The organism is Pseudoalteromonas ardens (assembly GCF_030125445.1).
GTDB lineage: Bacteria > Pseudomonadota > Gammaproteobacteria > Enterobacterales > Alteromonadaceae > Pseudoalteromonas > Pseudoalteromonas ardens.
The window spans coordinates 159343-185987 of sequence record NZ_JASJUV010000002.1 but is presented as its reverse complement, the minus strand read 5'-3'; the positions used below and the strand labels follow the sequence as shown (position 1 = coordinate 185987).

The window sequence follows — 26645 nt, the reverse complement described above, 5'->3', positions numbered from 1 at the left end:
GTAGTTAATGGCAAGCGTAGGTATTTTTTTCGGCAGTGACACGGGTAACACCGAACACGTTGCAAAAATGATCCAAAAAGAATTGGGTAAAAAATTAGTCGATGTGAAAGACATTGCCAAGAGTAGCAAAGCAGATATCGAAGAATTCGATTTACTTCTTTTTGGTATCCCTACTTGGTACTACGGTGAAGCTCAATGTGACTGGGATGATTTTTTCCCGGAACTGGAAGAGATCAGCTTTGAAGGTAAACTAGTAGCTATCTTTGGATGTGGCGATCAGGAAGACTATGCCGAGTACTTCTTAGATGCAATGGGTATGGTAAACGACATTGTAACTGAGCGCGGTGCAATCGTGATTGGTAACTGGTCTACTGAAGGCTATGACTTTGAAGCATCAAAAGGCCTGGTAGACGATAGTCACTTTGTTGGCCTGGGTATTGATGAAGACCGTCAGCCAGAGTTAACTGAAGAGCGCGTGAAGAAGTGGTCTGCTCAGGTATATGAAGAAATGTGCCTAAGCGAGCTGGAAGACTAATTCCACTTTAACCCCGGGTAAGTATCCCAAGCGCACTATTTTTAAGTCTGTGTCGTGCTAGACTTATGTAGTAACTGAAATTAGACAAATTGAGACAGATTAATGACTGATCACAACTTAGAGCTAAAAAAAGCGGGTTTAAAGGTTACCCTGCCACGCATTAAGATCTTAGAGATCTTGCAGTGTCCTGATAACCAGCATATCAGTGCCGAAGACGTATACAAAATCCTACTGGACAAAGGCGAAGAAATTGGTCTTGCTACCGTTTACCGCGTATTAAACCAGTTTGATGACGCTGGCATTGTGACCCGTCACCACTTTGAAGGTGGTAAGTCTGTATTTGAATTGTCAGGCAGTACACACCATGACCACCTGGTTTGTCTTAAGTGTGGTAAAGTAATCGAGTTTGAAGACGAACTCATCGAGCGACGTCAGGAAGAAATTGCTAAAGAAAACGGCATTAAACTGACCAACCACTCACTGTATTTGTACGGCGAGTGTAACGATGAAGAAGCGTGTAAAAACTACGCGGATGAAAACGGTAACTAATAAATTGCTGTTTAAAATAGGCCGACTATTGTCGGCCTTTTTTATGCACTTGATTTATCCAACCTCTATGACACTCACGCTTGTAAACTCAATTCATAAACCAACACCATAGGGCATACCTTAAGGCTAGTACTTAAATTAAAGGCCCCACTCTTATTTTATAGATGGCCAAAGATTGATTTATATATTAAAAGGAAGAGAAACGTTGATAACAAAGCAACTAAGCTCAACTCTTATTTCTGTTTTAGTTTTGTGCTTAAGTTTCGAAGCTCTAGCCCAAGGTAGCAAAGCTTCAACAATATTAAGTAACATTCCTATTGAAATGCAACGTAAGTGGGAAAATACAACTAGGCTCATCAATTTAGGAGAAGAGATAGATGTAAAACCAGAGTGTAATTATACTTTTTTAAGCTCTGATTTGATTAACAGCAAGATTATCAACAACGTCATAGCTGACCAATTTGAAATTTGTGGTCGAAAAGGTAATATTTCTGTTATTAATTTTCCGGCTCTAAAAATTATCCTCGACTCACCAATAAACATGAAGAGTTATACCATATTGAGAGGTATCCCTATACATACAGATGATATAAAAGGACGTTTTAAAAAAACACTACGAACTACATTTCTATATGATCCACATTTAAACTACTCTTCTTTCAAAGATAATTCCGTCATAAATGTGTTGGGAAGCCTTGAAGAAGATTCTAGTATTGCTGGAAACCTAAACTTATATTCACTACCAGATGAAAACATGATTTGGAACTTTAGGCGCAAAGACGAAAAAGATCATGTATCACATTATGATGTTGTTGGAACAATATCTGATGAAGGACAAGAGAGTTCGGGTGGTTTACTTTTATTAGAAGAATTCAAAAGCAAATACAAATCAAAAGACCCGTATGAGAATGATGGAAATGAATACTACTCTAACTATATTGATGAAAACAAAAGGCTAAAACCAAATAAAGAAAAAGGTAACATTTTCAATCACTTTAAGATTAATGCTATCAGAAAAGTCGGCATAGAAAATATATCCATCATGTCAACCAGAGGTTGCGAAAAGTGGAGCGACAAAGACCGCTATGTCTGTGAAAACTCTTATGCTGGAAATAAACATATTTACTTTAAATATGCGGCTGACTCCTGGGTAAAAAACATCTATAGCTATATGTCAAAGCATGCGCATGTTGAAATATCTTATAGCAAGAGCATAGCTGTCTCTAACTCATATTTTCTTGATTCCAGAAGTTATGATAAAGGCCTTGGCTATGGTGTTTTTATTAATGATGCTTCAACGGGTAACCTAGTATATAACAATGTATTTAGAAAGCTCAGACACTCAATGATAGTATCTCGTGGCGCTAATCATAATGTTATTGCATATAATTACTCTAGAGAAGCGCAAGGCAAGAATGACATTTCAATTCATGGCTTCTTCCCTTATGCCAATTTGTTTGAGGGAAACATGGTGAATGTCATACATGCCGACAAGTATTGGGGTGTAAATGGTCCACATAATACGTTCCTCAGAAACATTTCCACCAACAATGGTAGTATTATCTTAGAAGATACTATTGATTCACACCTCTTTGGCAATGTTAGAAAACCAATGAACAACCTCCATAATAAGGAAAATGAAAATAAATATAAATATGAACAGCCGGCTTGGCTATACAGCACATTAAGTATATTGACAAATAAAAACAGCAATGAAAAAATTGAGCTTTGCCATAAAAATTCAGATTGCAGAAAGTTTAACAGTTATACATTCTACGATCATGAAAACTTAAAGGCTTGCCCGAAAAATCATACTATTAAGGATAGTAATTTTTATAAATTTGTTACAGAAGTAGATTTTCACTGTAATGAGAATTCAACTCTATCTGTTGATAAAAGCAAAAAGCTGAGTGTCGAAACCTTTTTTTCAGACAGGCGCTTGATTAGTTATATGGGCCCCCAATATGCGAATTACCCCAGCTTTGACGGAGCTACACCTGACTTAAAGGCACTATCAAGATACTGTATGTATTGGGAGGCTGGCTCACTCGGCTCTCATACACAAGATGTATGTTATAATGGAAATTGGAAAGCAACGTTTTACGAACCAGTGATTGATCTAGAAGATCTACTACCCTACTGTATTTATTTAGAGCCCAAAGCTTCTGGTACTCGCACCAAAGCAGTTTGCAACACTGGAAGCTGGACAGCTACTAATAACCCCCCATTCTTTACTTTACCCATAGGAATATTATGACAATAAAACCTCGTATATACGCACTTTCTTTACTATTTTCTGTTCAAGCCATGTCGGTTCAAGCCATAGAATGTAGTAATCTATATGTTGAAAACATTCAAATTGAAAATAATGGTAAATTGTTAGCTAAAACTCAAGTAAATAACGCAGGGGTTGCGACATGGCGCTATATTGGAGAAATGAGCCGGCCAGAGGTTAACGGTATGTTGTCAGTACTACTAACAGCTTATGCAACGAATAATCCAATCAGTCTAAGTTATCCCGTGGGTTATGACTGTCATGTGAGTAACTACAATGTGGCTGCGGAAAAACTTAGATTGATGCCATCATTAAACTAAAATATAAATTTCGCGCGTGGTACCTTAAATTTTGGTTAGTGTCTCTATTAAATGCTCACTCCGCTTTAAACTGGCTAACCAACTATTCTCTTTACTTGCGTAGTAAGGACAACAACGAAGATGCGTGTAAAAATATTGAATAATACGCTAACTAATAAAGTTGTTTTTTAATCGAATAGGCCGACAGGTGTCGGCTTTTTCTTTGAAACTCTAATATAAATTATGGCTTGCGTAGTAGCGCAGCTTCCATCACTTCAAACACAACTGTGTTATCAACGTAGTTACCGTCCCACTTATAGTGCTCACCCCACAGTTCCGCTGCTTTTAAATCTGTGCGAGTAAACTCATTAAAACGCTGGCTGCCGGCTCCTATTGCCCACAACGGTACTAGCTCATTGGTGTGATTACGTGAAGCCCACTGATAACCGGGAATATTACCTTTACCACGGTTCTGAACGGCAAAAAACGCATTGAATGTATCTTCTTCAGGATGAAAACGTGCTGTTTCCAGGGATGCTTTGCTTCTGTCTTCTGCCACATAGCCGCCAGCGCTATTTGTCCAGGTCCCTTCTCCCCAGATCCCACCGCACTCATGGTCCGAAGTTATGATCAACAATGTTTCATCCCAACTTGAGTTTGTTTCTACCCATTGAATAACGGCATCAACCGCCTTATTGAAGTCAATCTGCTCTTCTATAAATCTGGGCATGTTGTTGGCGTGACCCATCCAGTCAACTGCACCGCCTTCAATCATGACAAAAAAACCATCGGGATCTTGTTCAAGTACATTCAGCGCTCCCAGACTCATAGTTGCCAAGCCCGGAACATTGGTGTTGTACGCCATACCCGAAGGCGTATTGTCATCAGGTAAAGCTTCTCTTCCGGCCTGTAATGTAGAGCCCGACTGAGCAATACCAATCACGCGTTGAGGGACATTTTTACCCTGAGCAAGCGCTTTAAAATCGGCGAGCGAATCGATATAAGACGTACCCTCGCGAGCATCTTGATTAGTAAGTGACGTATATGTTTGCTCCCCACCGACATATTTATAATCGTTATCATCAGCAAGTGCTTTGATATCCCCACTCGCACCATACAACGGGTGGCCAGCACCCATAATAACAGACAGATCTGATGCCAGCATTTCATTAAAGATATCTGCGTAGTTATTGCGAGAGCTATTGTGCGCTATCGCCGCAGCAGGTGTCGCATGAGATATCATCACGGAGGTTACCGTCCCTGCGGACAGGCCCTCTTTCATGGCGAGTTGCGCAATGGTTTCAAATCGCTCACTGTTGCTCCAGTCCATGTTGATGCGGCCAACCGAAGTTTTTCGGCCACTCATCAGTGCCGTACCCGCGGCAGCACTGTCAGTATAGGAGGTATAGCTACCAGAGGCCGTATAATCATTGATCATGGCATTTTCAAAACGCGTCCAGCGAGTTGTCGGGTCATACCCCTGCGCAACAGCCCCTGCGGCATTAGCAACGTCTGTCCCTTTTGGTAATGGCAATCCCTGCGCATCAATCAGATTGAGCGCATTGTGAGCAAGCCCAAAGACCAATGGCGCAGTGCCATCCGGGCGCGTAACCTGATAAGTTTGCTTACCAGCCAGGCCTTGATAATAGTCAGCGGCCAGCCAGCCATTGAATCCGTTACCATCAGATATCATTAAAATGATATTTTTAGGTGCTGCGGTTTTTGTCGTTTTGGGATCAGACTCGGTGTGATTAGCACAGGAAGTCGCAAATATTACAGATGTAACAAGGGTTGTTCTTAAGAGAGTATGCATCATCATCAGGTACTCGTTTTTCAAATGGATCTCAGTAGTCATATAAATGACATACCAATGTCGTATCAATGTATTTCGTGCTTTTAGCACACAAACAAATGTTATTATATAACATAACACCACCAAATAATTCTATATTTGCTTATCGGGTCCCACCCTGCCGTATTTAAGCAGAGTTTTCGGGAGCCAACTGTAGTAAAGCTAAATGCATGGTATGTAACGACATTTGATTAGCACAATTATTAAGCTCATCTGACTGGTGGATTTTATCTCTATTACCCGGGCAGGTTAGAAAGAAAGATCACAGGAAAGTGCAATCTGCGGAGCAACACACCCTTCCCATATAAAGTATGTTGAAGTAGCAATTTAAAAAGGGTTTTCGGAGGAGTTACATAGATGTTGAGCCCAGATAATACTGGGCTCTTAAGCAAATATATTGTCTAGTGTCCCATACAGCCCTATTTCATTATCCTAAACGGACCCAGCGGCCATTTGACTTACACTTTTCATCCCGCTCTAGTATTTTCTAAAGTAAAGCGCCGGATAGATAGGGTTAAGGGTGTTGTCTTCGACAATTTCCCCATCGGATAATTGATTATTTACCGTATCTATTAAGGACTGCAGTCTGCCATTCACTTCAATCGCTACGGTCACGTCTTTATTTGATGTACCTACGTTAGAACAAGACTTAATACGAGCACTGGCGTTAACATCTCGCCACGTACATTGCAGCAAGGTGTCTTCAAATCCGTCCACCATACGGTGAGCCGGGTAAGCTCTAAAGTAAACAGGACCTGCGTCACAGGCAGTATGGGTGGGCTTCTTGTCTACGACGGCTACTCCACCTGAGAAATAGTTGAGCGTAAAGTCGTTAAAGCTCATGACACAATCTGTAGAACCGGCAGCTTGCATTTTAGCCGCAATGGGCGTAGTTAGTTCGCGTCCTTCAATGTCTTCACACATTAATTTATGAGCGCTATTTCCCTCATCACTCCAGCGGCAATCCAGGCGCTTTTCTTCAAACCCATCGACTACTCGTGTATCTAACGCCGGCTTAAAAGACAAAGCATGTCCCCAACAGTCAGCCTTATTTCCCTCGACTTTCACTGTGCCTTTAAGCTCAGTTCGGTACCCATCTAGCCAATTTATACTGCAAACGCCGTAGCTCGGAATATTCACTCTATTGGCGACTAATACATCCGGTAAATTCGCATCTACAGGGTTTGTACATACCTGGTTTTTCCAAGTACCGACCTCGTTTTGTTTCTCTACTTGCCAATAGCAAGACATAGGTGAGCTGTCCTGTGCGTAGACTGTGGCTGCAAAGCTACACACGATAAGTGATGATACTTTTAGTAGTGCATTTAATTTGTTTTTCATACTGATATTCCTTTTTAGTTATGAGTTGTCATCCGAAAACATGTGCACACTAACATTTTTTGAAATGTTAAAAAGTCTAAATGACAGTTGCTTACAATCAATTACCAGGCACCACAAACACCCCTTTTTATTTACAAAGCTAATACGCGTAGTCGACCTGAATTCATGTTCTATACATGTTTAGCCATGTAAGGCAGTGTAATAGTATTTGTAGCGTCGGCACCTAAACTTTCAAGGCTGTTATCCCTGACAGCCTTTCACACAAGGAGCCAGGCTATGACTATCTCAAAATTTATGTTGTGTGCGTTATTTAGTAGCACTTTTTTGGCACATGCCGGAACCCAGTATCTAACCCAACCAGCCAGTAATATCACGCAAACTTCAGCTCAATTGAACGGATATTCCTCTTCCACAATCGGTCTCAGTGGTGAGGTTTTTGACTATGGGCAAACGACTAGCTACGGAAGTGGTGCACTGGCAATTCCCCCTGGTGTTAATGGTCCTGTGAGCGCACAAATTTCCAACCTGAATTGCGGCACACAGTATCACTTTCGGTTTCGAGGTGACCCCAAACCACCCCGCACAACCATTCAGGGTGAAGATCTCACCTTTACTACCCTCCCCTGCGGCCCGACAAGCTATTCGAACGTATCCTTTGAAACAGGTAGACAATACTATTTCGTCGCGGAAGGTAATGGTGGTAGCACGGTGAATGCAAACCGTCTGGCTATTGGGCCCTGGGAGCAGTTTAATCTGATTGATATCAACGGTGGCGACTTAAATAGTGGCGATCAGGTCCATATTCAGACTACTTCAGGCTACTACTTTGTTGCAGAGCAAGGTGGAGGTGCTGAACTCAACGCCAACAGAACCGCAGCATCCATTTGGGAAACGTTTACCATCGAAATACCAAACAACCCTGGCGCTTTGATACAAAACGGAGACAAAGTCGCCCTCAAGTCTGTTAACGGATATTACGTGCAAGCGGCTGGTAACGGAGGATCTGGCGCAAATGTCTACCCAACGGTGATTGGCTGCAATGCTACATACCCATGTTCCTGGGAAATGTTTAAAATTCACTTTTAGACAAACCAAAAATCCGCATGGCTGTAAAAACAGCCATGCTACGATTATCATGATATCCGGTACACTTGAGAGTAATCATTAAAATGTCAGCTTGTAGGGCCTGATCAACCAAGGTAGATATGTCATAGTGAAGCGCTCTGTGTCGCGAGAAAACATATTGAAAAAGCTGGTTTTACTTCAAGCGCTTTCTGTTTTGGGACTATTGATTGGCGTATTTCTCGCGCCGGAAAATCCAATCTATCCGTTTGCACCTGACATAACAAGTATGGCAATCATACATCGAACAGAAGCAATCATTACTTGTGTACTATCTGGCTGTGCAGCAATTTTTTCTATCTGCGGCAAATTCTCGCTTAGATTATCCTATACACATGTCACTATTTGTTCTTTAATGAGCGGGCTTTTTGCCATGTCACTTTCAAGTTTTCGATTAGGAAACTTTTCTTTACCTCCTCTCTACCTGGGCACTGCATATATCGGGGTCTTACTGCTCTTTATAACTGTTGGCATTTCATTTGAAAAAATACGGTTAAAGCGAACATTAAAGAACTGAAATCAAATTTAGTGGAGATGAAATCCTGGTTCAGACAGCTGTGTAAAGCCAACAAGGGATCATAAAAACGAGAACCGTAAGGTTGAGTTTTGGCCTTTCAATGAAGTACATAAAAGCATTTTGTATCGCCGTTACCACGCTAAGTGCCATTAAAGTAACAATGTATTATGAACGGCTAATGGGGACGCTGCGACCATTTGCATTAGCGGACGCAAGATTTGACAGAAAAGACTCCAGGAAAAAAGAGAAAGCCAACGAAATACCCTATAAATATGCCAATCAGTTTAACTGACTGGCATTGCTGCGACAGACGGCTAATTGTTAACTTATACTGGCCCCCAGAAAACGTACCTCTTTGAGCCACGTATTCCGTTGACTTTCATCCGATAGAATAACTGAGCCAAATAGCGTAACCTCAGCTTTGTTAATGCCGCAAAATTCAAGCGTATAAAGACTCAGCTGCTCCAGGACCGGCCCGGATTGTTGTTCAGCAAACTCTTGTGGCGCATCCATAGTTAATATGACTCTTGCCGTTTTACCAGTCAGCAGTTGCACAACGCTGGCACTGTCATCTTTATAAGAAAACGCCATTCCGGGTAAGAGCGCCCTATCGAATAACCCTTTGAGTTTTGCAGGCAACCCGCCCCACCAGACAGGTGTAAAAATTACAATATGTTCGGCCCAAATAAGCGCTTCAACAAAATCACTCAGGCAAGCTTCCAGCTCCTGAACTTCATCGTAGCCCGACGCCAAGTTTGGATCAAAATTCATCTCTGATAAATTAAAGCGACGAACCATTGCTGAATTTTCAGCTTGATGTTGATACTCAGAACTCAGATGATGAGTAAAACTACTTTGTTTTGGGTTGCCATTCAACAGTAAGACTTTTTTCATTATTTTCCTCTTCAATTTAGGTAAACAATGAACATCTTAGAGTCTCCCGTTAAGGGAAGAGTCAAGCTGTTTTTTGACAAGAATTGATTGAGCCTATGCAGATATCTAACTTGGCTATTTTTTCAGAAATGGCCTGCAACTCGTTTTCAAGTCTTTGCTTTACCACCACAAGAAAAGCGTTAATCTCAGTCCAATTTGCGCTGCCATTGTGATATTTAATGACCCCCTTCAGCTCTGATAAGGTTACCCCCAGGTCCTTAGCCTCTGAGATCAGTTTCAACACCTCAATATGTTCTGGGGTATAAACCCGATACACCCCTTTTCTCTTCGGTGCTATGATCAGATCTTTCTCTTCATAAAATCGGATTGCTTTGACGGATAAACCGGTTTTCTTTGCCACTTCACCTATATACACTGCCATTTCCTTGAAAAATCGACGCCTGCGTCAATTATAATCACAATAAGGTTAAATCCTTAAATAAATACTAGGCTTGGCCCATCCTCAACATGCCATCAACTCTCAAGCGCCTTTTTAATCGCTTCGAGCAGTTTCTCGGGTTCGTTGGTGCCTAAGCTGACAGTGGTCCCATCTTTTAGTTTGAGTTCTACGGCGTCCAGACCGGAGACATTATATAGCCAGCCGGTAGATAGCAGGCGAATACCCAGGCCATTGTACCATTTAGTTTTTATAATTTTTGCCGAGTCTATTTGTGTGTAATCGAGTGATTTACGCCAAAAACCCGGGCCGAAAAACCAACGGATCTGCCCCTCACCTATTTTAATAGTCAGCGAACTAAACAAAATGGCGATAACGCCAACAACCAGAAAGGCAAAATTCGCGTTGTCTTCGGGTTTAACAATAGCACTGTATGCAAGCACCAAGGCAGATGTGCCCATAACGGCCAATATAGCGGTGCCGATTTGGGTATGTTTATAGTCCATTGTTCTTTCTCCTGTACTGGATTCTACAGAGCTACTTCTCCATATTGTTTTCTTGAAATTATACGCGTCTCGAAGAAGTGTTATACCGATTCGCTTAATATTAGTGTTCTATTTTGAGGCGAGAAAATAGAATCGATAACACCGATCTCGCGTCCTGCTATCGCTGAGGCACTTACATCCATTTAGGCGAGGCGAAATTTTTCGAGCTCATACCTTATAACGCAGTTAGCGTCACACTTGCCCCTTCAAATTGAACAGGTATTTAGTGAAATAGGTATTAGTAAAGGGCCAGGCCGTATGCAGACCTACCCCTTAGTGTTGCCCTTAATTAGCAAGAATAGCCGTTAACAGAAACAGGGCAAGAATAGTTTGGATCTGAGATAGGACCGCATCCCGTTGCAGACATAGCGCCGCCAATCTGACGAGTTTTACCATTTGTCAGGACCGCCTGCTCAGACAGGTTTTTTACCTTCTTCTTGTTGAGTACCAATGTCATTGTTATTCTCCTTTACATGATTGCACCAATATTGGTAACAACCAGTGTGTTGCTATTTTGTTCAAAAAGCAATCACAAAACCCAGATGAAAAAATATTTCATGGAAACTTCATATTTCAGGCACACCAATTACCTAGTTTATAAACAAGGACTCAACTTCTTTTTGAAGAACAGGCCAAGCTAATTCTATTGTCCAGCGCTCCAATTCATTTCCCTGTACAACCTCCATCAACATGTCTGTCCTGCCAGCACTAACTGTTCTCTGCCATTATTCACTTGGCCTGAATATAACTGCTCAGTTGATCAACGTGCTGGCGAGTTTCGTCGATCAGGCCACCAATTTCTCCTGCGGACTCTGTGGTTCGCATCGCAAGACTTCTTACTTCATCAGCAACTACGGCAAAGCCTCTGCCAGCATCACCGGCTCGGGCTGATTCGATCGCCGCATTCAGTGCAAGTAAGTTAGTCTGATCTGAGATGCTGTTGATGGTATTAATGATGGTGCTGATCTTAGACAGCACTTGTGCCATTGCGTGATGTGTTTCAGTAAGGACTGCGTTGCGCTCTGAAACATCCGTACCATAGAGCAGAATTTTATTGAGCTTGCCATCTTCATCCAACACCGGAGAAATTGCAGCGTCTATTTGTACTTCGCTTAGGCCGGTAGGCAAAGCAAGTTGTGTTTTCACGAACTGGCCTGTGCGTATCGACTGCCATTGTTCATCACTGAGATAGCTTGACAGCGTTTTAAGCAGTTGTTGTACTGCTCGCTGATCCGTGGCGCCCAGTGCACTGAGTCCCATAGGATTGATCAACGTCAGCTCTCCCTGTGGATCAAACTCCAGAACAATATTTGCCTCACCAATTGCTTTCAGTCGCACATCATTTTCTAATGCGACGCGTTTAGTGCTATCAACATTCGCCTGAATTGAGACAAAGCGTATCAAGCTGCCCTGTTCATCAAATACCGGGTTAATAGCCAGGCTGATCCAATAAGGCTCACCCTCTTTGGTGTAATTCAGGATTTCTTCATAAAACGGGGTGCGTTGTTCCAGATTCTTTTTAATGCGCTTCTTGGTATCGGGTGAAGTATGTTTTCCCTGTAAAACATGACCAGGTTTTTTACCCAACACCTCGTGCTGTTCGTAGCCAGACAGCTTTGTAAAGCCGGGATTCACATATTCAATTAACCCGTTTGAATCGGTAATGATCACAGAGTTATCGGTTTCATTAGCAACCAGAGAAAGCAATGCTATCTGATCACGTTGTGCTTTTTCTTCGGTAATATCCTTAACAAATGCCGTGTAGGCAATTTTCCCAGCCACGTTGACTTTGGATAGCGACAAATTGGCCCAAAGCACCTCACCATCGCTACGTTCAATCTCAACATCCCGGGAAGTACCAACGATTTTATCTTCACCGGTGCGGCGATTGCGATTAACCATTTCGTCATGGTTTCCCTGTATCGCTCTGGGCACTAACATTTTCACATTATGGCCAATGACTTCGTCACGCTGATAACCCCACAAGCGCTCCGCAGCCGGGTTAAAAAAAGTCACGATATTATTGTGGTCAATCGACACAACGGCATCAATACACTGCTCAAGCGTCTGATCAATGCGCTCCTGAGCCTCTTTTTGCACCGTAATGTCTTTAATAAAAGCAGTGTAATGAATACCGTCAGACTGACGTACTTTAGATAAAGACAGGCTACACCACTTCTTGTCACCACTGCGGGTTTCTATTTGAATGTCACGAGCCGTGCCAACAATTTTGTCCGGGCCGCCATTACGATTAGCATTGACGTACTGATCGTGATTGGTTGAAAATTCACGCGGGACGAGCATTTTCACGTTTTTCCCAATCACCTCCGTTCTACTGTAGCCAAACAGCTTTTCCGCTGCTTCGTTCATATACGTAACATTGTTTTTGGTGTTAATACTGATCACGGCATCAATAGCCTGATCTAGGATAGCCTGAGTGTTATCCGACTTATTAGAGAAGAGTGACTGGATCATCAATTAACCTCTGAGCAAAGGTGAAAGCACGCGCTCGCAAGCTCAACAAACTGCGCAATAATCACACAGGCATTAAACTGCGGTTAATTAAACGTAGACTGAATTTTCGAAAAGTGTCAATTATTGATACGCTTGACTGATCAGATTTGGCTACCCGCTCACTAAGCTAAGGTATAGACGTAAGCAGATATTATTTCACCATTGTCTAACCGCACTTGCGCTATTACGCGGTTGTAGTGCTCGCCTTCAAATTCATCGAGCCTCTGCCAGTGATCATCAAGCTCAGGTGAGCAAAACACCAAACCTGATACTTCCCCCGCGCCCGTGTCTAAAGTCAGGCCCGGATAACCTAACTCAGCCCCCCAACCCTGATTTTGCAAATGGCCTTTGACAAAGCCAGGTTGCCACTGGCCTTTGAGCCCAGCGAGAATATGCTCGTTTGGACGACCGGGTGCTAATGTTCCGTAGACAAATAAACGCGCCATTTTCTGCTCCTGGACTATCTGATTAGGCGATAACGGGGATCTGAAACTGCATCGTGATCCCACCATATTGCTCCAGATCCACCCCCTCGATCCACTCGATGAAATGACCTTCGGGATCAATGTTATATCCTGCCTGCTGTGCTTTCTCAAACAAAGTTTGAAGTACCTGACTATAGGCTACATCGGACAACAGATATGCCCGGCAACAAAAATAATGACCGCTTTTAATCACCGCATCATGGGGTTCACCTGGCTCGACTGATTTTGCAATCTGAGTCTCTATGGCCGACCAGCTTTTCTCCAGCTCGGTCGTTTTTGTAATACCCAGCAAGCCTACTGACTGCTCCCCATAATGATCCAGGATCTGATCCCAGTCAGAGGTATCACTGGGAACAGCTTTGATGTAACGCGCTTCACAGTACTCGAGCGTACATGGCAGCGCTTCTGCCAGCTGCTTTTCCAGCGACCCGGAATCTCCTGGATGTGCCAGTTTATCCATCAAAACCTTGGTTTGTTGAGGCGTTGCCTGCTGTGCCATCAGGCGGATCGCTTTTGCGGTGGTTCCCAGCTCGCGCTTAAGCGCTTTAGCCAATGCCTGCGACGACGCAAAACCACATAACTGCGCAATGTCAGTAATAGACAGCGTCTCGTGATATAGCAAATAGTAAACCGCATATTGCAGCCGGATCCGACTCAGGTATCGGCCCGGTGTTTCGTTGAAGAGTTTGCTAAACTGGCGATGAAAATGAAAAGATGAAATAGCGCTCTTTTTGGCTATTTGCTGCCAGCTAAAGCCCTCTTCTAACTGCTCGTGCATCAGTAACAATGCTTGCTCAAATCGCTTTCGCATATGTTCAGGTAGCGGCGCCAGCAAAGCAATTTCTGGCACCAGATTAAAAGCGGGATCTTTGTCTGCTGACATACGGGCTCACAGGTTTTTCCGGGGCGAACACTATCGCCCAGGCCGTGCCCCAAGTCAACTTTGCGTGGCTGCCTCATGTGCAGATTGCGCTGCGGGCAAAGGTTTGCGATGAAACATGCCTAACAACACCGGAATTAAAAATAAGGTGATCAAGGTAGCAAACAGTTCTCCGAACACCAAAGATACCGCCGCAGGTTTTAAATACTGTACCTGCTCAGACGTACCAAACAACAAAGGTAACAAGCCACACACTGTGGTTATAGTGGTCAGAAAAATCGCCCGAAAACGACCGGTGCCTGCATTAAGCAATGCCTGGGATGGCGTAATGCCCTGACGGTATTCAGTGTTGAAGCGCGTTATCAGTACCAGTGCGTCATTTACCACAATACCTGTCATGGCCATCATGCCAAACAAAGACAGCAAGCTAACTGGCAGGCCCATGATGGCGTGGCCAAAAATAGCACCGGCAAATCCGAATGGGATCACAGCCATAATAATTAAGGGCTGCCAATAGGACTTCAGCGGGATTGCCAGTAACACGTAAATGAGCATTAAGGTCAGTATAAGCGCAGCCTTAAAGCCCTTGTTGACCTCTTCTATTTCCTCATACTCTCCCGCAGGTTTAACGGTCACTTGTGGAAACTGGCTGGTGAGTTTTTCAATATCACTTTGCAACAGATCCAGTGTTTGCTCTGGCGATCCTGCAGCCCGATCCTGAGACCAGTATAGATTGATCACCCGTTCACGATCACGACGCTGCAACATCTGAGGCTCATGCTGATAATTCAGTTCAGCAACATCTCCCAGTGCAACACTCTGACCATCATCGAGCATCACGCGCATATCCAGTAACTCATGTTCAGTTCGCACAGCATGCTGTGGAAAACGCAGTACAACTTTTAATTCCTGTGACTGATAAAGTAATCGGTGTACTTCGCGCTCACCCAAGGTATTAGCTACCAGTTCAGCTATGTGTGACTGCGTCAGCCCCAGCTGTCGACCAAATGCATTCAGCCTGACCCGAATTTGCCGTTGTGCAGCCTGGTAATCATCTCGGGCGTCTTTTACGCCGGGTAATGCAGTTAGCCTGTCACGGAGTTGATCACTGATCTGCTTAGCTAAGCGCCCATCGGGCGATGAAATAGCCAGGAAAGTTCCACCTGCTGGAGGCTCCGCTGCACTGAAGTGCTGCGCATAATTCCCCTCTATTTTACCAGCTTGCTTGCGCCACGTATTGCTCAAAGTGTTTGCAGGTAGCGCGTTTAATGCTCCCGATGTCAGTTCAGCAGTGACTTCAAGGTCGCCATAACCATTGGACCAGGCCAGAATGTTCTTCATCGGGTTTGTGCTCAGGCCATGCTCGGCTTGCAATGCCTGACCTGTGGCTCTTGCACTCAATTCAAGCTGACTCAATGCCCGGACCTGCAAGCCCAAGGGCGCCCCCTCTTCCAAAGTTACTTTGGCGGTCACATATCGACCCGGAATTTCAGGAAACAAAGTACTGCGTATCGCACCACCCAGCCATAAACCATAAGCCAGTATAAAAGCGGATAGAAAAACCACCAGGGTTGACCTTTTGTGCCTCAGGCTTATGCGCAATGCGGGTGTGTAGATATGAAGTATAAACTGACTCAGCGCCCAGCGTGCCTTGCTCTGAATGCTTGCTATGAGTCCGCTGCGGGTGCCCTGACGAGACATCGCGGCCAGGTGAGATGGCAGAATAAATTTACTCTCAACCAATGAAAAGCACAGCGCCAGAATCACAACCGCTGAAAAGCCAGCGAACAGCTTCGCCAGATCATTGTTGATCCACAGCATAGGTGAAAATGCCGCAATACTTGTCAGCACACCAAATACGGTTGCCACTGTGACAGATTCAACTCCTGTGTATGCCGCTTGCTTGTAATTCGAATTGCGATTTTGGTGTTCATCAATCGCTTCACCTACCACAACTGCATCGTCTACCAAAATACCCAATACGAGAATGAATCCAAACAAAGTAATATCGTTCAGGCTGTAGTCAAGCAGCTGCATGCCATACAAGGTGCCACAAATAGCGACCGGGATACCGGCCGCTACCCAGAACGCCAGCCTGAGATTCAGAAATATGCCCAATAATATGATCACAATGAGTAACCCCTGCCAGGCACTCGTGCCGAGCCTTTCCAGCTGCTCTTCTATGTAAGGGGCCATATCTGCCATGGTGGTGATGATGATGTCCTCTGCCAGCAGAGGTTTAAGTTCAGCAAGGGTGTCACTGATCGCTTCGCTCACATCCAGTAAATTGTCGCTCTGACTGGTGCTGACCATCAACGCGATACCTGGCATGCCATTATTACGCACGATAGCATCGCTTTGCTCATAGCCACGGCGCACAGTGGCAATTTCGCCCAGGGTAACCTCACCAGCAGACCCGTTGATCACGGGCAACTTTCTCAATTCGCCCAACGCATTAATATAGCCATCACCACGCAAGGTTATGCGGCTTCCCTCATGTTTAAGTTGTCCACTTCGTGTTTCAAGCGACGCCTGTGTTATCGCACTGGCTAGCCGTTCTATCGTCATACCATATCTCAACAAGGCAGCAGGTTGTGGCTCGATAAATAACCTGGGCTCACGTGCGCCCCAGTTGCTGACACTGGAAATATCCGGATGTTTTTTTAGCGCCAGCTCTACCTGCCTTGCCACCTGCTGCAATGCATCGTCACTGCGTGGAGCAGAGACAATGACAAACGCTGCCAGATTGGTAAATTCATCGCGTGTTACTATAGGTTTTTCTGCTTGCGCAGGAAAGTGGCTAATCGTATTCACCTGATTACGTATGTCTTCCAGCAACTTGTCATAATCCGCATCAGGCTTTTTTCGCACCGTCACAGTTGATAACCCAGCCTGTGATTGACTGGTTATTTGTTTAATGCCTGCAATAGCACTGACGGACTCTTCAACACGCTGTGTGATACTTTCATCAATTTGCCTGGCTGTGCCACCCGGATAAGCGACCTGAATACTAATACTGGACGGCGCAATCTGTGGAAACGATTCCACCCTAAGCTGACCGAATGCCAGCAGGCCGCCCGCGATCACCATTGCCATCAGCAAATTGGCAGCCACCGGGTTATTGATAAACCATTTACTTAACCAGCTCATAGCGCCTCCAGTTTGTCAGCTATCTGCACCGTCTCGCTATGTGGCTCTACACGTTTCCCTGCCACCATGGAGGGCAGTGTATAACGTACCAGTTGAAAGGCATTTGGCAGCGCTTCGTTAAGCGACACAATCATGGTGTCTGCTCTGACTTCTACAGTGGTCACCGTTACCCGTCGTAACGTTTGCTTCTCTGTCACAATCCAGATTGCGCCATCGGGATCTACTGCGCTCAATGGCAATTCATATAAACCGTCTTCAGCTTTTAGCTCAAAACGCACGGTGACCTGTTGATTAGGTCTTAGCTGAACCACCTGTCGATAAGGATCCGGTATAGACAGCACCAGTGTGCGCTGACGCGTAGTTTCATTGATAAGCGGAGACAGATAGCGAACAGATGCCGGCCACGTCCCCCCGGTATAACCACGCACGGTTATGCGCCCATCTTCGAGGCTATCCAAGACCCTGTTCCAGTCTCGCTGCGACAAAGGTACATGAACATCCAGGCTGTCACTGGCCACCAGCTCAAACAAAGCCTGTCCTGCTTCAACCCACTCTCCCGGACTCACCAGACGCTGCGTGATCAAACCATCATATGGTGCCACAATAACAGCATCGTCGAGCAGTCGCTGTGCGCTGTACAGGCTTTGTTGCGCACGTTTTAGCTCAGCTCTGGCTGCGGCAATGTGGGGTTCCATTGTGGCAAATGCGCTGCTGTTTACAGCAGTTCGCATCGTCTTAGCAACCGACTGTTCATGTAAGTGTCGCTGTAAATTAAGCTCTGCCTGTTTGAGCGTGCTCTGAGCGTCATATAATTGAGCTTCAAGTAAATGGGTATCAAGCTGAGCCAGTACTTTGCCCTTTTGCACTAACTGGCCAGGTTCCATTTCAACATCCAGATAATCCACGCGAGCACGGCTGGTCGCTTTTAACTCGATTGGCCAGCGCGCCTGAGTACTTGCCTGCACTGTTAAGCCCGGGGTGACAGCAGAGCGTTCTACCTCAAGTACAGATACCACGGGGAAGTGCTCGTCATCCTTCTCTGGTTGCGGCTCTTCTGGTGTCAGAAGCACAACAACTAACAGGGCCAGTGTTAGTGTGCTCGCGGCTACAATGGCCGGAAAACGGGTTTTAAACGTCATGGATCACCTCCATCTGGGTCACTGAGTCAATCGGCTGATTAAGACGTTTACTGATCTCGCTCAGTCTTGACAGGGTTTGTAGTGTGACAGGCAGCATGATTGCCGTGTCTACGAATTCAAGGGAGTAAGTCACAATAGAAAACACCTGACCGACACTGATATCAGGGATAAACTGCACCATCCATAAATTACCCAGTACAGCCGTAAACAACACTAGAAAGATCAACCCATACACCCAGGCTTCAGTATCTGACAGGCGAATTTCACATCGTTTAAGTCGCTCAAAATGCGCACTGATCGCACCAAGTGGTCGGTGACTCAACACCCAGACTTGCTGTTCCAGCTGATCATTGAGCTTGCTATTCAAAATACTGAAACGATCATGAAACAAAGCATAGATGAGACACATTAACGCCGCGGCAAGTATCACGCTGTATGCTAGATAGAGATGAAAAGAAGCTAGGATAACCACAGTCGCGACAAGCTGTATCACAGCCGTGAATACGCCAGGTAAATCATTTTCCAGAAAATCGACGAGTTCACGTGACATGGTTAGCCTCGCGTCCTTGATCGATACAGGCGCGGCGCGTAATTTAAATGCCAACATTTCGGCCAGTCTGACCCGAATATCACCAAATACACGGGTATCATAGAAGCGACGGATCACGCTTATCGCTACCAATGCCACCAGCACTAAGGCGAACCAGGACAAAGGCGTCAGAGACTGGTCAAGCACCCCATCGATGGCATAGCCAATAAACAAAGGGAGTAAGATCAACAGAATGTTCTCTAAGATCACCATACTCCAGGTGACAAAGATCTTGAAAGGACTGGTGCGAATAATCGCAGCAAAAGAAATTTTATTCAGGAGTTTCACAACTGGCTCCGCAAGTACTACAAAACTTGCGGCCAGTGTTACAGATCAAAGCGATAAAAAAGTGTCCCAGATTGCGCTTTTGCTTCCGGGTCACTTAAAACAGGTCATTATTCAGCGCATTTTGTGTATAGATCAGGACGACAGATCTGCATCAACAAACTAGGGTCGTCCGGCGTCTCGAAACCAAATTGCGCATACAAACCATGCGCATCCTTAGTCGCCAGCATGATTCTGCGTAAGCCCTGAAGGTCCGGGTGTTGCATAATGGTATCGACAAGCTGCTTGCTTAGCCCTTTGCCTCGATGCGCCTCCACAATAAATACATCCGCCAAATACGCAAACGTTGCCTTGTCCGTGATCATTCGGGCAAATCCTACCTGCTCAGCCGTGTCAGTGTAGACGCCAAAACACAAGGAGTGCTCAATGGCCTGTTTCATGACCTCGCGGGGGATTTCCTTAGCCCAGTAGGAGTCTGAAATAAAATCGTGAATGAGATCAAAGTTGAGTCGTTTAGGATCGCAACTAATTGTATAGGCCGGCATTTTATACTCCCTAAAAATGGTGGCATGATTGATTTTTTGTTATTGCCCCATTAAACCTTTGACCCCAACACTAAAGCAAGCACTTAATTAAAAAGTGTGCAGGCCAGTTATTTCCTCTGGTTCACCTGCATGCCACGGCTAAGGTGTATAGCGTCAGAATGCACGCCTTCACCCTCAACCCCAATGAACTCAACAGGCAACCCCATTGCATAATAAATATCGGGACGATCCTGGAGGTGGAAATGTAAATGGGGTTCACTGGTAAAACCGTTAAATCCACATACCCCTAGTAGCTCCCCTTGGCCTACGCTGTCTCCAGGTTTAACCGAAATTGACCCTTTTTTAAGATGAGCATAATAACCATATTCACCGGGTGCATGCCTGATCACAACATGATTACCAGCAAAGTGACAACAAAGAAAGTCTATTAACCCAAACCCTGGCAGTGGTGCCTGAGCGACTCTATCAAACACCGAAATCACTTCCCCCTCTGCCGCCGCAACAATTGGCTGGTTAAAGCAATAATAATCCCGCACATTCAGACCGTTACCTTTATGGCGTGAATAAGTGTGATCGACCATCACAAAGTCCAGTGCATATCTTTGCGAGAGCACATCCCAGGAGTGAGAGGTTGCAGGTGAGTTGCCGCCGTTGTAAACCAGCCAGCGACCTTCAAACGGCAAGCGATAACACACCTTATTTTTGTATCCAGCAATGTCTGTTGCCCGTGTCGATATTCTTTTTCCAACCGACAGCTGACAAACAAGTAATTTAACCTGTTGAAATAACAGCATGGGATTCAAAAGCGTCAGCGCCATAGAGGGAAGCGCCGTCAAGACCATACCATAACGACCAAGATAACGATGAATGCCCGGACGAGGCCAGTTTAATCCGGGATGTCGCTCACCGTCTTCACCAGAGAGAATCACAATATATCTTTTTAGTAACCAAGCACTGACAAAATGAACAGAAAAGTACAAGCCCAACTTGGCTGGAACCGACAAACGGAACTGCCAGGCCCATTGACAGAGCAGCTGCACACCGATAGTAGCGCATACTGCCATCACCATGGGGATCAGCCAGGTAAATGCAAACGCCTTGTGCCGGCTCGATGCTAACTCTTTGGCCATACTCTTTACTCCTTTGCCTGATATTCAATAAACTGCTTACTGTCTGGCTGACACTCTAGCCATCCCCGCCATTCAGTACAATGGTTCAACAATAACAAGTTATAAAGGACCATATTTTGATACTTAAATTTTTATATTGTGATACCTTGATGCTTATTATCCCGGAGTAACACGAATGACCAAGGAGCTGAACAAGCACGTCGTGAGGCGCTGTCTTGATAAAATTAAATCACAACTAAAGGTCAGGGAGTTGACCTACCTGGACGTTGCCGGGTTGTTTGATGTGTCAGAAAATACCGTGAAGAGAATGCTCAATCAGGATGACATCAGCCTGAACCGGCTGTTAACGCTGGCAGAACTGTGCGACCTGGACGCCGCAAAATTACTGAGCGAGAGTGTACAAGATACCCCTGAGCACACCTACTTTACGGCGCGCCAGGATCAGGCCTTTGCAAAACAACCACATTTGTTAAGCTACTTTTCCCGGCTGTTTTATCATCAGCAAACAGTAGAACACATTGCCACTGAGTTTAATTTGAGCGCACTTTCCAGTTACCGATATTTACGGGCGCTTGAGGATATTGAGCTTTTGACATTACACCCCAATAACCAATTCAAATTTTTAGTACACCCGCCATTGGGGTTTGCTCCAGACAGTCTGGTAATAAAACAGTCCGTCTGTAAACACATGGCGCAAACACTTGATGCTGTTATGGCTCCGACCAGTACGCCAGAGCAGCATGTCTTAATTAAGCCAATGAGAATGCCGTCCATACTACGGGATAAAATGTGGCAGGAATTACAAGATAGCGTCAGCAAATACGCCCACATAGCGGAGCAGGCCTTTGCGCAGCACAGTGAGCAACCTGACTTTCAGGTTACTCTGGTTATGCATCCGCTCAATACCGACGTATTTAATGAAGCCCCCATCATTGCGTTAGATTAGGGCCCTTCGGCTTATTCTTGTTGAAACGGGTAAATGGCGCCCAGGTTCATCAGCTGCGTTAGTTCATCCAGCGCCTGCTGACTCTCAGTTAACAAATTGGGATCAGCCAGGTCGGCCTCACTCAGCCTGTCGCGGTAATGTTTGTTTATCCAGTCTCTCAAGCGCTGATAGGTGTGTTCATCCAGCAAGCATGCCTGATTCACCGCATTGAGTTCCTGCTCCGATAACGTCACTCTTAGTCGCAAACAAGCCGGTCCACCGCCATTTTGCATACTTTGCTTAAGATCCATATATATTACTTCACTGATCGGGTTGCTGGCCTGACACAGCGCCGACAGATATTGCTCAACTTTCCCCACGGTCTGGCATTCCCCCGGCGCTATGATGGCCATACCGCCTGAAGGTAAACTAACAAGCTGACTATTGAATATGTAGCTTTTTACCGCTTCTTCAACACTGATATCGGCATTCTTTACTTCAATAAGGTGAAGTGGTCTGTCACCCCGATAGGCGGAGTTTATTTGTTCAATCACCTTTTGCTGCTGATAAAAGGCTTGCTCATGAAACAGAAACACATTCTCATTGCCTATGGCTATGACATCGTTATGAAACACACCCTGATCGATCACTTCAGGATTCTGTTGAATAAATAAGGTGCTATGCGGGTCGAGCTGGTGACTTCGCGCAACCGCTTCAGAAGCCTGGCGAGTTTGCCGCGCAGGGAATAGCTGCGGCTTAACCTGAGTCTGAGCATCTTCACCATAGACAAATAACGCCAGCCCCTGATGTCCGTAGCTGTCAGCCAGTCGAGTATAGTTAGCTGCACCTTCATCTCCAAACATCGGATGCTGAGGTAATGCGTCATGATGGCTGAAATAGTCATTGTTGTTAAAAATACTTTTTAAAATCTGGCTGGTCTGAGGCGCTTCGATAGCCCGGTGCAATTTATTGTTTAAGTTTGCAGGTGTAAGGTGCAATTTGCCATCCGCGCTATCGCAACTGGGTGATACCGTCGCTGCATTCGCAGTCCACATCGAAGACGCCGAGTAACAGGCTTTGAGCAACTGAGGCTGAGATTTCGCAGCCTGGCTGATCACCTCTGCGTCTGTACCATTAAACCCACATACTCTGAGGGTACGCAGATCCGGACGAGCATTAGGCGCTATGACGCCCTGATGTAAGCCAAGCTGAACCAGGTGCCACATTTTTTCGAGCCCCTGTAATGCCGCCTGTTTCGGGTTGGATACTTTGTTGGCATTTGATTTGGATGCTACATTGCCATAAGACAATCCCGCATAATTGTGTGTTGGGCCGACCAGGCCATCAAAATTTACTTCGTAGTAGTTCATGTTGCCCCCTTTTGGTGCAGAGCGCCTTTATTTTGCTGAGCATTGCACCAGATTGGTTATTATTGTTCTATTTTCAACTAAGAGAATGAAATAAAAAATCAATATTATTCATAAGGTTACTATTGTGCCTGTGCACGTTAGCTCAAAGGTAAGTTCAAAACCTGTGCCAGCAGACAAAACTTCTATAAGTTAGTCGTAATTCAATCAATATGACAAAAATTTGAGCGTGAAATGACAAAAAGAAAGCAATCGTGTGGGGGAGCAATTAAATGAGTTGTTTTAAGTACAGGCTGAGTGCGGTATACCACACTCAACCCGGGGGTTTTAAAATTAAGCACTAAGCGCGTATTCGTTATACGTCAATCACCACTTTGCCCATCGCCTGACCACTTTGCAGCCGCGCATGCGCCAGACCTGCTTGCGACAACTCAAAACCTAGTTCATCCAACACGGGTACCAGCGCTCCGGCTTCAACTATCGTTGTCAGGGCATTCAGGATCTGCTGATGATCTTCACGCTTATGGTTATGCAGCATAGGGATCAGCATAAAGACCACATGCAAAGACAGTCCTTTAAAGTGCGCCACTGACAAGTCAAGGTCCACCATAGCCACAGTTGAGGCGACATGACCATTCAATGCTGCGGCTTCGAACGAGTTGGCCATATTGGCGCCGCCTACTGAGTCAAAGACCACATCGAATCCTCTGCCCTCGGTATGGGTAGTCACATAGTCTGCAACTTGTTCGGTTTTATAGTTAATCGGTACCGCGCCCAGGCGACTGATCAGCTCAAGTTGGGCATCGCCGCCACCGGTCGAATATACTCGTGCACCAAAGTGCTTAGCTAATTGCACAGCAACGTGTCCAACACCGCCAGAGCCGCCATGTACCAGCACTTGCTGGCCTGCCCCGATCCCAGCCCGTTGCAGCCCTTCATAAGCCGTGATCCCTACTAAAGGTAAAGCAGCCGCTTCTCGCATACTCAGATTACTGGGTTTACGCGCAATGAGTCGGGCATCGGCCAGCATAAATTCCGCCAATGCGCCTGGTAAGTCAGCCAGACCACCGGCACACCCGTAGACTTCGTCTCCTACGGCAAAGTCCGTTACGCCCTCTCCAACTTCAACCACGGTACCCGCAAAGTCCATCCCGAGTACAGCTGGTAAGGCCGGTGACAAAGGCAAGGCGTCGCCCATGGTGCGGATCATAGTATCAACCGTGTTGACGCTGCTTGCCGCTACTTGCACCAGAACGTGACCTGCCGTCACTTGAGGTTTAACTACCTCAGTTAAAGTAAACGCAGCCTCTTCACCGTATTGATTTAAAACCATTGCTTTCATAATTATGCTCTCCTGTATTGATGACTAAAACTATACTTGCCTTTTTATTTATTGATAATAGACTGAATTTAATAATCACTTTATACATTTTATTAATAATGAACATTGAGCATCTCAAGTTGTTTGTACGCATCGCCGCCACCTGTAACATTAGCCAGGCCGGCCAGGATCTGGGGCTGTCAGCCGCAGTCGCAAGCAGTCATATTAGTAAGCTCGAAACCGACCTCGGGGTCAGACTGCTACATCGCACAACACGCAAAGTGTCTTTGACCGAAGAAGGGCTGGCGTTTTTGCCCCATGCCGAAGATGTGTTGAATGGGGTTGAGGCCGCACGAGCCGCCATTGGCGCCGGCAGTACTAAACCCAGTGGTACGCTGAGGCTAACCATGCCAGCATCCTTTGGCAGAATGCACATCTTGCCTGCTCTGCCCGGCTTTTTTACCCGGTATCCGGAAATTAAACTCGACCTGAAACTGTCTGACACCATTTCCGATTTGGTCGAGGGCGGCTTTGATCTCGCGATACGTAACAGCGCACTCAAGGACTCCACACTAGTTGCCAAAAAGCTGACCACCGACACCCGATTACTCTGCGCCTCACCGGATTACCTGGCCACAAATGGGCACCCGGAACACCCCTCAGCCTTGGCGGAGCATGCCTGTATCACCCTGGCCGGGTTGGAACATTGGTCCTTTCAGACACCTCAAGGTCATCAAACCATTAAAGTGCAAGGTCAGCTACGTGCTGATAACGGAGACGCCATCAGAGAGGCCTGTCAACTGGGGCTAGGGATAACCATTAATTCGCGCTGGAGTGCCTATAAAGCATTGCGCTCGGGTCAACTTGTCGAGGTATTACCTGACTATCCGCTCGAATCTAATACCGCTATCTGGCTGGTGTACCCCAGCTCCCGACTATTGGCGCCCAAAGTGCGCGTTTTTATTGATTATCTGGTGAGCTACTTTGGCGAAATCCCCTATTGGGAAAAATAATTTGCTGCGCGTGAACCTTTTTACATGCTGCGCCGTCTTGTAGGAAAAGCCCAAAGGAATAGCATGGAACCATCAAAGGCCGCATTACTGGTATTGTCAGCCCAACAGGGCAACCGGCGTGCGTTCGAAAGCTTATGTGAAGCGTTTTATCAGCCAAGCTGGCGGTTTGCGATGAAGCTCAGTGGCCAAAGTGCCAGTGCCGATGATATCTGCCAGGATGTCTGGACTAACATCGCCAAAAAGCTCAATCAGCTTAAAGAGCCCAGTGCATTTCGTGCCTGGGTGTTCCGCGCCATTTACCGTCGCTTTGTCGACCTTAAACAGGCAGAACATCGTTTCGAAGAGACCCAGCCGGCGCAGGCATTCGAGACACCAGATCTGGATACCTCGCTGAGTGTCCTGACGCTTATAAACCGGCTGGCCGACGAAGAGCGCCACTGTGTGTACTTATTTTACTTAGAGCAGATGTCGCTCAGAGACATTGCCAATATATTGGATATCCCCCAGGGTACCGTTAAATCAAGATTAAACCGCGCACGGGCACAATTGCGTGCCATGGTTAACGAGGAGCAAACAGCATGAATTTAGACAAAGAGATAAGTAGAGCATTACAGCAAGAACAACATCAGATAGATCCCATTCTTGCTCAGGAAAAAGGCCTGTTCACTATGCTGGGCAACGTGTATCAGGGCAATACCCGTTTCTGGGTGATCTTGGCTTCAATCAGCGCTTTGCTGATCACCATCGGCTTTGTGTACAGCGGTTATCGGTTTTATATCGCCACCGCAGTCATGGATCAGGTGTTCTGGGCTGTGTGGTTTATCACCGGATTGCTTGTACAGATCGCCACCAAACTTTGGATTTTTATGGAAATGAATCGCCAGAGTGTCCTAAGAGAAATAGCGCACCTCGCAGTAAGACTTCAAGCCAAATAATT

26 protein-coding genes are annotated in these 26645 nt (G+C 45.6%); 10 read left to right on the top strand and 16 right to left on the bottom strand.

Annotation, left to right across the window (positions count from 1 at the left end; genetic code table 11):
- The first annotated feature begins 7 nt into the window (after window positions 1–7).
- From fldA to QNM19_RS05750, 4 genes are all read left to right on the top strand, one after another.
- Entirely contained in the window at window positions 8–535 is a 528-nt protein-coding gene (fldA, locus tag QNM19_RS05765) for a flavodoxin FldA (RefSeq protein ID WP_010384732.1), read from the top strand.
- Window positions 536–637: 102 nt separating this feature from the next.
- Window positions 638–1084 (top strand): ferric iron uptake transcriptional regulator, encoded by a 447-nt coding sequence (gene fur, locus QNM19_RS05760; RefSeq protein ID WP_049866190.1) that lies wholly within the window; start codon window positions 638–640, stop codon window positions 1082–1084.
- 205 nt (window positions 1085–1289) lie between these two features.
- Complete coding sequence (locus QNM19_RS05755) at window positions 1290–3341, top strand: right-handed parallel beta-helix repeat-containing protein (RefSeq protein WP_284026466.1); 2052 nt, start codon at window positions 1290–1292, stop codon at window positions 3339–3341.
- Entirely contained in the window at window positions 3338–3679 is a 342-nt protein-coding gene (locus QNM19_RS05750) for a hypothetical protein (RefSeq protein WP_049866192.1), read from the top strand. Before QNM19_RS05755 ends, QNM19_RS05750 begins: the two co-directional genes overlap by 4 nt.
- A gap of 220 nt (window positions 3680–3899) precedes the next feature.
- Here the strand turns inward: QNM19_RS05750 and QNM19_RS05745 are convergent, their stop codons facing one another.
- Complete coding sequence (locus QNM19_RS05745; protein ID WP_197094396.1) at window positions 3900–5351, bottom strand: alkaline phosphatase; 1452 nt, start codon at window positions 5349–5351, stop codon at window positions 3900–3902.
- Between the two features lie 636 nt (window positions 5352–5987).
- On the bottom strand, window positions 5988–6851 hold the full coding sequence (locus tag QNM19_RS05740; RefSeq protein WP_284026465.1) for a hypothetical protein: 864 nt from the start codon (window positions 6849–6851) through the stop codon (window positions 5988–5990).
- A gap of 276 nt (window positions 6852–7127) precedes the next feature.
- Between QNM19_RS05740 and QNM19_RS05735 the strand changes: the two genes are divergently transcribed.
- Complete coding sequence (locus tag QNM19_RS05735) at window positions 7128–7937, top strand: fascin domain-containing protein (protein ID WP_284026464.1); 810 nt, start codon at window positions 7128–7130, stop codon at window positions 7935–7937.
- A gap of 157 nt (window positions 7938–8094) precedes the next feature.
- Entirely contained in the window at window positions 8095–8490 is a 396-nt protein-coding gene (locus QNM19_RS05730) for a hypothetical protein (protein WP_284026463.1), read from the top strand.
- A 321-nt stretch (window positions 8491–8811) separates the two neighbouring features.
- Here QNM19_RS05730 and QNM19_RS05725 read toward each other — a convergent pair whose 3' ends face one another.
- The 12 genes from QNM19_RS05725 to QNM19_RS05670 all read right to left on the bottom strand — a co-directional run bounded on the left by QNM19_RS05725 (window position 8812) and on the right by QNM19_RS05670 (window position 21082).
- A complete protein-coding gene (locus QNM19_RS05725) occupies window positions 8812–9384 on the bottom strand; it encodes an NAD(P)H-dependent oxidoreductase (RefSeq protein WP_049864342.1) in 573 nt (190 codons plus the stop codon).
- Between the two features lie 61 nt (window positions 9385–9445).
- The gene (locus tag QNM19_RS05720) at window positions 9446–9805 is read right to left on the bottom strand and encodes a MerR family transcriptional regulator (RefSeq protein WP_284026462.1); all 360 of its coding nucleotides are present in this window, start codon (window positions 9803–9805) and stop codon (window positions 9446–9448) included.
- Window positions 9806–9897: 92 nt separating this feature from the next.
- A complete protein-coding gene (locus QNM19_RS05715) occupies window positions 9898–10326 on the bottom strand; it encodes a hypothetical protein (protein WP_049864343.1) in 429 nt (142 codons plus the stop codon).
- Between the two features lie 328 nt (window positions 10327–10654).
- Entirely contained in the window at window positions 10655–10822 is a 168-nt protein-coding gene (locus tag QNM19_RS05710; RefSeq protein ID WP_156202262.1) for a hypothetical protein, read from the bottom strand.
- Window positions 10823–11094: 272 nt separating this feature from the next.
- A complete protein-coding gene (locus tag QNM19_RS05705) occupies window positions 11095–12840 on the bottom strand; it encodes a PAS domain S-box protein (RefSeq protein WP_284026461.1) in 1746 nt (581 codons plus the stop codon).
- 161 nt (window positions 12841–13001) lie between these two features.
- Window positions 13002–13325, bottom strand: a complete 324-nt coding sequence (locus QNM19_RS05700) for a gamma-glutamylcyclotransferase family protein (protein WP_049864344.1) — start codon at window positions 13323–13325, stop codon at window positions 13002–13004.
- Window positions 13326–13347: 22 nt separating this feature from the next.
- On the bottom strand, window positions 13348–14247 hold the full coding sequence (locus QNM19_RS05695; protein WP_049864345.1) for an AraC family transcriptional regulator: 900 nt from the start codon (window positions 14245–14247) through the stop codon (window positions 13348–13350).
- 54 nt (window positions 14248–14301) lie between these two features.
- Complete coding sequence (locus tag QNM19_RS05690; protein WP_049864346.1) at window positions 14302–17394, bottom strand: efflux RND transporter permease subunit; 3093 nt, start codon at window positions 17392–17394, stop codon at window positions 14302–14304.
- A complete protein-coding gene (locus QNM19_RS05685; RefSeq protein WP_049864347.1) occupies window positions 17391–18533 on the bottom strand; it encodes an efflux RND transporter periplasmic adaptor subunit in 1143 nt (380 codons plus the stop codon). Before QNM19_RS05685 ends, QNM19_RS05690 begins: the two co-directional genes overlap by 4 nt.
- Complete coding sequence (locus QNM19_RS05680) at window positions 18523–19410, bottom strand: ABC transporter six-transmembrane domain-containing protein (protein ID WP_049864348.1); 888 nt, start codon at window positions 19408–19410, stop codon at window positions 18523–18525. Before QNM19_RS05680 ends, QNM19_RS05685 begins: the two co-directional genes overlap by 11 nt.
- 107 nt (window positions 19411–19517) lie before the next feature.
- Complete coding sequence (locus tag QNM19_RS05675) at window positions 19518–19952, bottom strand: GNAT family N-acetyltransferase (protein WP_284026460.1); 435 nt, start codon at window positions 19950–19952, stop codon at window positions 19518–19520.
- A gap of 107 nt (window positions 19953–20059) precedes the next feature.
- Window positions 20060–21082 carry a M23 family metallopeptidase gene (locus QNM19_RS05670; protein ID WP_284026459.1) on the bottom strand — a complete coding sequence of 341 codons (1023 nt, stop codon included), beginning with the start codon at window positions 21080–21082 and terminating at the stop codon, window positions 20060–20062.
- A gap of 175 nt (window positions 21083–21257) precedes the next feature.
- Between QNM19_RS05670 and QNM19_RS05665 the strand changes: the two genes are divergently transcribed.
- Window positions 21258–22028, top strand: coding sequence for a transcriptional regulator (locus QNM19_RS05665; RefSeq protein WP_049864350.1), 771 nt, complete (start codon window positions 21258–21260; stop codon window positions 22026–22028).
- Window positions 22029–22039: 11 nt separating this feature from the next.
- Here QNM19_RS05665 and astB read toward each other — a convergent pair whose 3' ends face one another.
- Both astB and QNM19_RS05655 read right to left on the bottom strand, forming a co-directional pair.
- Window positions 22040–23377 (bottom strand): N-succinylarginine dihydrolase, encoded by a 1338-nt coding sequence (astB, locus tag QNM19_RS05660; RefSeq protein WP_049864351.1) that lies wholly within the window; start codon window positions 23375–23377, stop codon window positions 22040–22042.
- 352 nt (window positions 23378–23729) lie between these two features.
- Entirely contained in the window at window positions 23730–24716 is a 987-nt protein-coding gene (locus QNM19_RS05655; RefSeq protein WP_049864352.1) for a zinc-dependent alcohol dehydrogenase family protein, read from the bottom strand.
- 98 nt (window positions 24717–24814) lie between these two features.
- On the opposite strand from QNM19_RS05655, the gene QNM19_RS05650 reads away from it, so the two are divergent.
- The 3 genes from QNM19_RS05650 to QNM19_RS05640 all read left to right on the top strand — a co-directional run bounded on the left by QNM19_RS05650 (window position 24815) and on the right by QNM19_RS05640 (window position 26643).
- The gene (locus QNM19_RS05650; RefSeq protein WP_049864353.1) at window positions 24815–25708 is read left to right on the top strand and encodes a LysR family transcriptional regulator; all 894 of its coding nucleotides are present in this window, start codon (window positions 24815–24817) and stop codon (window positions 25706–25708) included.
- Between the two features lie 63 nt (window positions 25709–25771).
- A complete protein-coding gene (locus tag QNM19_RS05645; protein WP_049864354.1) occupies window positions 25772–26290 on the top strand; it encodes an RNA polymerase sigma factor in 519 nt (172 codons plus the stop codon).
- Complete coding sequence (locus QNM19_RS05640) at window positions 26287–26643, top strand: DUF6768 family protein (protein ID WP_049864355.1); 357 nt, start codon at window positions 26287–26289, stop codon at window positions 26641–26643. Before QNM19_RS05645 ends, QNM19_RS05640 begins: the two co-directional genes overlap by 4 nt.
- Window positions 26644–26645: the final 2 nt, after the last annotated feature.